The 8,431-nt window shown below is 65.7% G+C and carries 5 protein-coding genes; 3 read left to right on the top strand and 2 right to left on the bottom strand.

All coding sequences use genetic code 11. The features are described 5' to 3' along the window. Window positions 1-1,570: LpqB family beta-propeller domain-containing protein (locus ABWP09_RS11865; RefSeq protein ID WP_353205341.1), on the bottom strand; the 1,570-nt coding region annotated here is incomplete at its 3' end. A 146-nt stretch (window positions 1,571-1,716) separates the two neighbouring features. On the opposite strand from ABWP09_RS11865, the gene ABWP09_RS11860 reads away from it, so the two are divergent. Then, window positions 1,717-5,658 carry a PAS domain S-box protein gene (locus ABWP09_RS11860; RefSeq protein ID WP_353205340.1) on the top strand — a complete coding sequence of 1,314 codons (3,942 nt, stop codon included), beginning with the start codon at window positions 1,717-1,719 and terminating at the stop codon, window positions 5,656-5,658. Window position 5,659: 1 nt separating this feature from the next. Then, window positions 5,660-6,391, top strand: coding sequence for a response regulator (locus ABWP09_RS11855; RefSeq protein ID WP_353205339.1), 732 nt, complete (start codon window positions 5,660-5,662; stop codon window positions 6,389-6,391). Here the strand turns inward: ABWP09_RS11855 and ABWP09_RS11850 are convergent. Further along, entirely contained in the window at window positions 6,367-6,990 is a 624-nt protein-coding gene (locus ABWP09_RS11850) for a response regulator transcription factor (protein WP_353205338.1), read from the bottom strand. The two genes, ABWP09_RS11855 and ABWP09_RS11850, sit on opposite strands and share 25 nt — an antisense overlap. A 113-nt stretch (window positions 6,991-7,103) precedes the next feature. On the opposite strand from ABWP09_RS11850, the gene ABWP09_RS11845 reads away from it, so the two are divergent. Further along, window positions 7,104-8,431, top strand: a 1,328-nt coding sequence (locus ABWP09_RS11845; protein WP_353205337.1) for a hypothetical protein, incomplete at its 3' end; no start/stop codon positions are given.

Genomic DNA, 8,431 nt, shown 5'->3' with positions numbered 1-8,431 from the left:
TGCGCGAATCCTCGCTGCGTTGCGCCGTGTCGAACAGGATGTATTTGCCGTCGGGCGACCAGGCGATGCCGCCCATCTGCCCGTTGCCAAGGAAGCTGACGGGGCGTGCCGCACCGCCCGCTGCGGGTACGACATGGACGTTTACGAAGGCGCGTCCGTCGAGCACGGGGAAGGCGATATATTGCCCGTCGGGCGACCAGACCGGGCGCGGGCCGTCGCGCTCGTCGGTGGCGATTGCGCCGGTGAAAATCGTGCGATCGACCCCGCCGGCGAGCGTGACGACATGCAGCTCGCGATCGTCGAGGACATAGGCGGCGGATTTGCCGTCGGGGGCATAAGCCGGGGTCGAGGCGATGCCGCGCTGCGTCAGCATCGTCTCGCGCCCGCTGGCGACGTCATATTCGACCAGGCGATGATCGAGCCCGCGTTCGGAAATGACCAGCGCGCGGCGGCTGTCGGGCGACCAGGTCACTTCGCGCTCGGCCCCGGCGGTGGTGGTGATGCGCTGGCCCGGGCCGCCCTCCTTGGCGGGCGCGGCAAAGACTTCGCCATGGCCGATCACCGCGAGTTTCTGCCCGTCGGGCGAGAGCGCGAGGCGCTGGAAGCTGGCGAGTGTCTCGTGCCGCTTGGGCGTGGCGCTGGCGGCCCCGCGCAGCGTGATCGGGACGGGCGCAGTCTGGCCGGTCGCGGGATCGAAGCGCCACACGCCGAAATCGCGTTCGAACACGATTGCCGCGCCGTTCGCCGCCATGGACGGGTAGAGCAAGCGGCCATCGGTGAAGCGCGTCAGTTGCGCGGGCGCTGCCGCTTCGCCGACGCCGACGCGCCAGAGGTTTTCGACGCCGCCGCGCGCCGACATATAGATGATGCTGCGGCCATCGCGGCTCCACATCGGCCAGGCATGTTTTTCGCCGCCGGGGAGCAAGCGGCGATACGCCCCACCCTCGGCGACGGGCTTGAGCCACAACTCGGTCTCATCAATGTGGCTGGTGCCGTTGCGCCACCATTGCCCGCCACTCAGGCCGCGCGCGTTGAGGACGAGCATGGTCCCGTCGGGCGAGGGTGCGGCCTGAAATTCGGCAAGGTATTTCTCGCTACTGACTTGCATCGGCGTTCCGCCATCGGCGGCGACGCGAAAGATGTCGGCTTGCCGCGCGACATCCTGCACGCCGCTGGCGAAATAGAGATATTTGCCGTCGGGCGACCACGCGTCGAGCTCCTCGCCCGCCTCGGCATAGGTCAGCCGCGTCACCGCGCCGCTGGCAAGATCGAGCACGTAGAGGTTCGCGCTGCCGCCGCGCGTCGAGGTAAAGGCGAGCCGGGTGCCGTCGGGCGAATAAAGCGGGCGGCTTTCGGTGGCGGCATCGGTGACGAGCGGGCGCGCGATGCCGCCGCTGGCCGCGACTTCCCAGATATCGCCGCCCGAGGCAAAGGCGATCAAGCTGCCATCGGGTGACAGGCTTGGCTCGGCCAAAGCGGGCCTGACGGCCTGTGCGCGGAGCGACGGCGCGGCAAGAACGGTCGTGGCGAGGAGGCACGCAGCCGCCAGCGCCAGGCGTGGGAAGGTCATTCAAAAAGCCCCTTTTGCGGATCGGATGCGATAAAAAGGTTTGCGATACGGAAAGAAAACGCAACAAAGCGCAAATCCGTGCGCCGAACAAGCGGCGACGCGGCCATATTAGGGTTGGATTAACCAAAGCCGTCCAGCAGGGGTGAATGGATAGGATCGAAGAACGCGCTGCCATCGCCGCGGTCGGGCAGCCCCTGCGCTGGATCGGCACGCGCGCGCTGTTTGCCGGGCTGATCTTCCTGCTGTCGTGGGGCGGCTTTGCGCTGACGCGCGGCGGCACGACGATCTCGCCCTTATGGCTGCCCAATGCGGTGCTTGCGGTGACGCTGCTGCATAGCCGCCCACGGACCGCCGGAGGGTGGCTCGGTGCGGCGTTTCTCGGCTATTTGGCGGCGAATAGCCTCGATCACTTTCAACTCCCCGGCAATGTCCTGCTCGCTGCGATCAACTGTGCGGAGGCGGCCGGCGGGTGCTGGCTGGTGCTGCGCTGGCAAAAGCGCGTGCCCGACATGACGCATTTCCCCGATGTGATCCGCTTCGTCCTGTGTTGCGGCGTGGCGGCACCTTTGCTGTCGGGGCTGGCCGCAGCGCTGTGGATCACCGTGCCGACCGGACGCGCGATATCGCGTTTGTGGTTCGAATGGTCGATCGCCGACGGGCTCGGCATGGTGATCCTCGGGCCGATCCTGTTGATCGCGATGCAGGCATGGTCGCGACGCGACATGATCAATTCGGCACCCGTCGGCGAAATCGCGCTGATCCTGGGGGGCAATGCGGTCGTGACGGTGATCGTGTTCGGGCAGACGGCCTATCCGTTGTTGTTCTTCGGGCTACCGCTGGTGATCGTCGCAACCTTCCGGCTCGGCGTGCTCGGCACAGCGGCGGCGATTACGGTGGTCTCGGTCATTGCGACAGCGGCGACCGTCAATGGAAGCGGGCCAATCGCCTTGATCCAGGCGACGCTGGCCACGCAAATCCATATCCTGCAATTGTTCCTGGTCACGGCCTTTGCGATCGGTCTTCCTTTCGCGTCGGCGCTGGCAGGGCGCGACCGCGACCGCGCGGATTTGAAGCGGAGCCGCGATTTTTCCGACACGCTCGTCTCGACCATGCAGGAGGTGGTGTTCCGCACCGATGCCGAAGGGCGCTGGATCTTCCTCAACCCCGCCTGGCAAACGCTGACCGGTTATAGCGTTGCGGAAAGTCTCGGCTGGCCGACGACCCGTTTGCTCCACGCCGACGACAAAATTCAAGCAGGGAAAGCCTATCCCAACATTGTCAGCGGTGCCGTGACCGAGGCCACGCTCAACCAGCGATTCTACACAAGATCCGGCGAGAGCCGCCAAATCGAAGTCACGCTGCGCCGCCTGGCCGGGAAGGACGGCGCGTTCGACGGCACGATTGGCACGATCCGCGACATTACCCATGCCGTGGCGACGCAGCGCGCGCTGGCCGACAGCGAAGCGCGCTTTCGCCGCGTCGCCGAAGCGGCCCCGGTCGGAATGTATGTCGCGGCGGCGGACGGTGCGATCACCTTTGTCAACAAGGCCTGGACCGATATGATCGGCATGAGCGCCGAGGCATTGCTCGACACCGGCTGGACGGATGCGCTGGCGGACCCGGCCGCCTATTTCCGACAGACCCCGTGGATCAATTTCACGCCCGGCGAAGTGCGGCACCGCGAAGAGGCGTTTCGCCGTCCCGACGGGACCATCATCTGGGTCCATATCGTCAATACCGCAGAATTCGACGATGAGGGTCGCGTCAGCGGGTTTATCGGCGCGATCGTCGACATCACCGAACAGCGCGCAGCACGCGATGCGCTGGCCGAGAGCCAGCGGCTGTTCGAGGCGTTGGCCAAATTGTCCCCGGCCGGGGTGTTCCGTTCTGATCTCCACGGCGGGGTGACGTATGTGAACGCAGCGTGGCAGGGCCTCGCCGACCTGACCGAAGAAGAGGCCATGGGGTCGGATTGGGGTGCCGCGATCCACCCGGACGATTTGGCGCGCGTGTCGGGGCAATGGGCCGCGACCGTCCAGGATACGGGCGAATTGCGCACCGAGTTCCGGTTTCGGCACAAGGACAAGAGCGATCATTGGATCGAGGTGATAACCGCACCCGAAGTTGACGCTTCCGGCAATCGCATCGGCTTTATCGGCGTCAATATCGACATTTCGGAACGCAAGCGCGCCGAGGTGATACTGGCCGAGCGCGAGGAGCAATTGCGGCTGCTTGCCGAAAACGCGACCGATGCGGTGTTTCGCCTCTCGCTCGATGGCATCTGCCTCTACGCGTCGCCCTCGGTCGGCGAGATGATCGGCGTCGCGCCGCGTCACCTCATCGGCTACAATATGCTCACGCGCTTCCACCCCGATGACGCCGCCACGGTGATCGCCGCCTATCGCGCGCTCGCAGCGGGCGAGGCCGAGCGGCTCGTGATCGCGTATCGCTCCGAACCGATGGATAAAGCGCGCGCGGGAAGCTGGGTTTGGCTCGAATCGAACAGCGGGCTGGTCCGCGACCCCGACACGCACGAACCGCGCGAGATCATCTGTTCGGTGCGCGACATTTCGGTCCGCAAGGAATTGGAATTCGAACTCCACCGCGCGCGCCGCCATGCCGAGGTGGCAGCGCAGGCCAAATCGAGCTTCCTGGCCAATATGAGCCACGAAATCCGCACCCCGATGAACGGCGTGCTGGGGTTCACCGAATTGCTGCTGGCAGAGGAACCGCGTGCCGATCAGCAGCAGAAGCTGCAGATGATCGCCGATTCGGGCAATTCGATGATGCGGCTGCTCAACGACATTCTCGATTTGTCGAAGATCGAGGCAGGGCATGTCACGCTGGCGCAGGATCGCATCGATTTGCGGCATTTGGCGCAGGGTTGCGCCACGCTGATCATGCCGCTGACGGCGCGCGCCGGGATCGATCTGCGCACCACCATCGCCGACGATGTCCCGGAAATCGTGGTCGGCGACGGGCTTCGGCTGCGCCAGATCATTCTCAATCTGCTGGGCAACGCAGCCAAGTTCACCGCCGAAGGCGCGATCCTGCTCGGGGTCGCGGTTTCGGGTGACGACCTGGTGGTATCGGTTGGCGACACCGGCATCGGCATCGCGGCCGACCGGCAGGCAGCCATCTTTGAGGATTTCGTCCAAGCCGACGAAGCGACCAATCGCCGGTATGGCGGCACTGGCCTTGGCCTTGCGATCTCCTCTGAATTGGCCAAGTTGATGGGTGGGCGGTTGTCGTTGTTCAGCGCGCTAGGGGTCGGGACGACCGTCACGCTGCGCATCCCGCTGACCACCGCGCCGGACCTTGCCAGCACGCCGCCAGCGACTACCACCGATCGGGGTCCGATCCTGCCGCCGATCGCCGCGACGCGGATCTTGGTCGCCGAGGACCATGACGTAAATCAGCTTCTCATAAAGGCTATGTTGACACGTCTGGGCCATAGTCCGGTGATCGCGCGCAACGGGACCGAGGCGGTCGCCATGGTTCAAGACGCGTTTTTGCAAGGGCAGCCCTTCGGGCTGGTGCTGATGGACATGCAGATGCCGGAGATTGACGGGATCGAAGCGACACGGCGGATCCGCAGCAGCGGCACACCGGCGGCAGCAGTGCCGATCGTTGCGCTGACGGCCAACGCCTATGCCAGCGACGTGGAGGCGTGCCACGCAGCGGGGATGCAGGACCATCTCGCCAAGCCCGTCCAACTCGCAGCACTCGACCATGTCGTGCGGCGGTGGGCGATTGCACCTGATGCCCCGGCCCGCACCGCACCGGCCATCCCGGCCAGCGCCAACCCCGACCTGATCGCGCAATTCGATGCGCGGATGCAGTGGATGTTCGAAATGCTCGATGTCGCCCTGGCGGGGCCCTTGACGCCACAGGTGATCGACGCGTTGCGCGACGCGTTGCACAGACTGGCGGGGACCGCCGCGTTTTTCGGCAAGGCCGAACTCGGGACAATGGCCGCCGATCTAGACGAACGGTTGGGCAACGACGCCGAGTCGCCGGCGATGTGGCCAGAGATGTTGGATGCCGCACGGACCGACTTGCGCCGCGTTGCGGCCGGGGGGTGCTGAGATGGCGCGGATCGTGATCGTCGACGATGACGAATTGCTGTGCCAAATCGTCGCCCGCACGCTTGCCCCGCTTGGCCATGTCGTGGTGGCGGTGCGCGACGGTGATGACGCGCTCGAGGCGTTGTGGGAAAACGGCCCCGACCTTGCGATTCTCGATTGTGCGTTGCCGGGCAAGACCGGCCTCACCATTTTGCGCGAGATTCGCCAATCGGCGATGTTTGCCACGCTGCCCGTGCTGATCCTCACCGCGCGGCGCAGCGAGTGGCATGCCAAGATGGCGATTACGGCCGGTGCCAACGAATATATTCGCAAGCCGTTCGAAGGGGACGAACTGATCGCCACGATCGATCGCTTGATCGCCGCCGCCACCGTATCGCGCCCGCGGGCGCGCTTGCTCGATGAAGCACGCATCGCCGATCTGCGCGCGGTCGTCGGCGGGCGGCAGGCCGACACCTTGCTGGCGATGATGGAGCGCGACATCGCCGAGCGAACGAAAGTGATCATCACCGCGCTCGCCGAGCGAGATACTGCGACCGCGCTCAAGCAAGCGCATGCCTTGCGCGGCGCGGCGGACGGGGTCGGTGCGCTCGAACTCGCGCGGCAGTGTCACCGTATCGAGCGTGAGGGCCAGACCGACAGCGCACCGATTGCCGCTTGTGCGATCGCCACGATCGACGCGATTGCGCAGGCGCGCGTCACATCGCGCAATCAGGCGACCAGATCGAGCGCCTGAAGCGCGAGGATCGCCTGCGTGCGGTTGGTGACGCCGAGTTTCCGGAAAATCTGCGCGAAATGCGTCTTGACCGTCGTTTCGGCGATGCCGAGTTCATAAGCGATCTGCTTGTTCTGACTGCCATCGGCCGCAGCACGCAGCACGCGGAACTGGGCCGGTGACAGTTCGCCGATCAGTGATGCAGACTCATCGCCACGACCCTCGACGAACATTTCCGGCGGAAAGGATTGTCCGCCCGCCAACACCGCCGCAATCGCCGCGATCATCGCACTCATCGCGGCACTTTTGGGGATAAAACCGCTCGCCCCCTCGCGCGCGGCACGACGCATTACAGCGGGTTGATCGCTGCTGCTGACGATCGCAATGCGCGCGCCAGGCTGCAATCGTTTCAGCATCAGGAGCCCGGCGAGCCCCTGGACATCAGGCAGCATCAGATCGAGCAGGATCAAATCGAATTTGCGCTGTTCGGTTTGCGCAACCGCGTCGGCCAGCGTGCCGACCTGTTCGATCGTCGCATCGGCCGCGACTTCGCGCGCGGCCATGCCGAGCGCCGCCGCACACATCGGATGATCGTCAGCGATTAGAATGGCCTGGGCCAACGGTATACTCTCCCCCGACGCGGTCTTCCCCAAAGAGCCGGTCCACCTTGCTGTCACACTATGGAACGGGTTTGCAAGTGTCGATCGCACACACGGAATGCTACTAACCGGTGATGCCAATCCGGTCGATCACCATCCCACGCCCGCTTTTAATCTGTATTAGTGGCCTCGTGCTGCTTGCGCTGGGCCATGCAACGCTCTTCTGGCCCGGAATCATGACGTGGGATGCGATCCGCCAATATGGCCAGGCGCTGAGCGGCCAGTATGACGATTGGCACCCGCCCGCGATGAACTGGCTGTGGCGGCAATTGGGGCTTTTCGGCGCTGGGCCGGCACCGATGCTGGTGCTGCAGGTTGCCTTATATTGGGGCGGCACCGGGGTGTGGATGCAGGCGGCGGATCGACGCGGCGTGGGTCGCGGGCGCTGGTGGCGCGTGGCGATGCTCGGCGCGCTGGCGCTCTCGCCGATCGCGCTGGTGCTGGTCGGGACGGTGTTGAAGGACAGCCTGTTCGCCGGCGCGCTGCTGCTGGCGAGTGGCTTGCTGGCAGTGGCACAACCCGGGGCGTGGCGGGTGCGCCTTGGGGCGGCGCTCCTGTTGATCGCGGCGGCGACGCTGCGCTTCAACGCGGTGCCGGCGTGCCTCCCCGTTTTGCTGCTGGCGCTGCCGGCGGCATGGCGGCAGACACTGCCGCGGCTGGCCGCAAGCGCTGTCCTGGCAGCAGTGCCCCTGGTGCTCGCGCTGCCGCTTGCCAATGCCGCGCTGCACGCCAAGCGGAGCGGAGTCGAACTGTCGCTGGTGATTTATGATCTGGGCGGGATCGGGCGTTTCAGCGGGACCGATGTTTTCCCGCCGACGCCGCAGCGCAATCCGGTTGCGGTCAATGCGGCCTGTTATTCGCCAGTATCATGGGATCGCTATGCCTGGTGGGGCGCCGCGCCGTGCGGAATCGGGTTCGAGACCTTGCGGACGCCATTGCGGAGCGGGCACGGGCCCTACGCATGGTGGGCGGCGGCGGTGCTGGCGCATCCGGTCGCCTACGCCCAGCACCGGATCGCGCATTTCGATCGCAACGTGCGGTTTATGGTGCACGATGTGGATTTGCCGGGACTGTCCTTGGCGTCGGACCCGAACCCGTGGGGCTTCGCCTTACCCTCGAATGCCGTGCGGACCGGCGTAGCGACGGCGGCGACATGGCTGCTGACGACGCCGCTCGGATGGCCGGTATGCTGGCTCGCGCTCGGCATCGGACTGCTTGTGCTGCGCCCGTCGCTCGCCGAGGGTGACCCCGCGGTGGCGCTGGCATGGTCAGGGGTGCTGTACGGCTTCAGCTATTTACCGCTGAGCGTCGCCTCTGAGGTGCGTTATCATTTCTGGACGATGGCAGCGGTGGGGATTGCGGCGGTGCTGACGCTGGCGCGGCGGGCGACGTGGGCGGTGCC

The organism is Sphingomonas sp., assembly GCF_040398505.1.
Taxonomy (GTDB): Bacteria; Pseudomonadota; Alphaproteobacteria; order Sphingomonadales; family Sphingomonadaceae; genus Sphingomonas.
The sequence above is the reverse complement of the archived record's forward strand: the minus strand, read 5'-3'. Positions and strand labels throughout refer to the sequence as shown.

Coding starts and splice junctions, on each gene's coding strand:
- ABWP09_RS11855 (WP_353205339.1), top strand. CDS start 5,660: ATGGCGCGGATCGTGATCGTCGACGATGACGAATTGCTGTGCCAAATC.
- ABWP09_RS11860 (WP_353205340.1), top strand. CDS start 1,717: ATGGATAGGATCGAAGAACGCGCTGCCATCGCCGCGGTCGGGCAGCCC.